The organism is Salmonella sp. NW177, assembly GCF_051811585.1.
Taxonomy (GTDB): Bacteria; Pseudomonadota; Gammaproteobacteria; order Enterobacterales; family Enterobacteriaceae; genus Salmonella; species Salmonella enterica.
Map to the genome: position 1 here is coordinate 1 of NZ_JAMMZV010000023.1, position 1,417 is coordinate 1,417.

At 53.5% G+C, this 1,417-nt stretch carries 1 rRNA gene; it reads left to right on the forward strand.

Annotated features, from left to right (window positions below):
* Positions 1-1,393 (forward strand): 23S ribosomal RNA (locus NA986_RS24300); the annotation flags it as partial.
* Between the last annotated feature and the right edge of the window lie 24 nt (positions 1,394-1,417).

The following is a 1,417-nucleotide window of genomic DNA, read 5'->3' on the forward strand; positions in this document are numbered from 1 at the left end:
CTGAGGCGTGACGACGAGGCACTACGGTGCTGAAGCAACAAATGCCCTGCTTCCAGGAAAAGCCTCTAAGCATCAGGTAACATCAAATCGTACCCCAAACCGACACAGGTGGTCAGGTAGAGAATACCAAGGCGCTTGAGAGAACTCGGGTGAAGGAACTAGGCAAAATGGTGCCGTAACTTCGGGAGAAGGCACGCTGACACGTAGGTGAAGTGATTTACTCATGGAGCTGAAGTCAGTCGAAGATACCAGCTGGCTGCAACTGTTTATTAAAAACACAGCACTGTGCAAACACGAAAGTGGACGTATACGGTGTGACGCCTGCCCGGTGCCGGAAGGTTAATTGATGGGGTCAGCGCAAGCGAAGCTCCTGATCGAAGCCCCGGTAAACGGCGGCCGTAACTATAACGGTCCTAAGGTAGCGAAATTCCTTGTCGGGTAAGTTCCGACCTGCACGAATGGCGTAATGATGGCCAGGCTGTCTCCACCCGAGACTCAGTGAAATTGAACTCGCTGTGAAGATGCAGTGTACCCGCGGCAAGACGGAAAGACCCCGTGAACCTTTACTATAGCTTGACACTGAACATTGAGCCTTGATGTGTAGGATAGGTGGGAGGCTTTGAAGTGTGGACGCCAGTCTGCATGGAGCCGACCTTGAAATACCACCCTTTAATGTTTGATGTTCTAACGTGGACCCGTAATCCGGGTTGCGGACAGTGTCTGGTGGGTAGTTTGACTGGGGCGGTCTCCTCCTAAAGAGTAACGGAGGAGCACGAAGGTTGGCTAATCCTGGTCGGACATCAGGAGGTTAGTGCAATGGCATAAGCCAGCTTGACTGCGAGCGTGACGGCGCGAGCAGGTGCGAAAGCAGGTCATAGTGATCCGGTGGTTCTGAATGGAAGGGCCATCGCTCAACGGATAAAAGGTACTCCGGGGATAACAGGCTGATACCGCCCAAGAGTTCATATCGACGGCGGTGTTTGGCACCTCGATGTCGGCTCATCACATCCTGGGGCTGAAGTAGGTCCCAAGGGTATGGCTGTTCGCCATTTAAAGTGGTACGCGAGCTGGGTTTAGAACGTCGTGAGACAGTTCGGTCCCTATCTGCCGTGGGCGCTGGAGAACTGAGGGGGGCTGCTCCTAGTACGAGAGGACCGGAGTGGACGCATCACTGGTGTTCGGGTTGTCATGCCAATGGCACTGCCCGGTAGCTAAATGCGGAAGAGATAAGTGCTGAAAGCATCTAAGCACGAAACTTGCCCCGAGATGAGTTCTCCCTGAGACTTAGAGTCTCCTGAAGGAACGTTGAAGACGACGACGTTGATAGGCCGGGTGTGTAAGCGCAGCGATGCGTTGAGCTAACCGGTACTAATGAACCGTGAGGCTTAACCTTACAACGCCGAAGATGTTTTGGCGG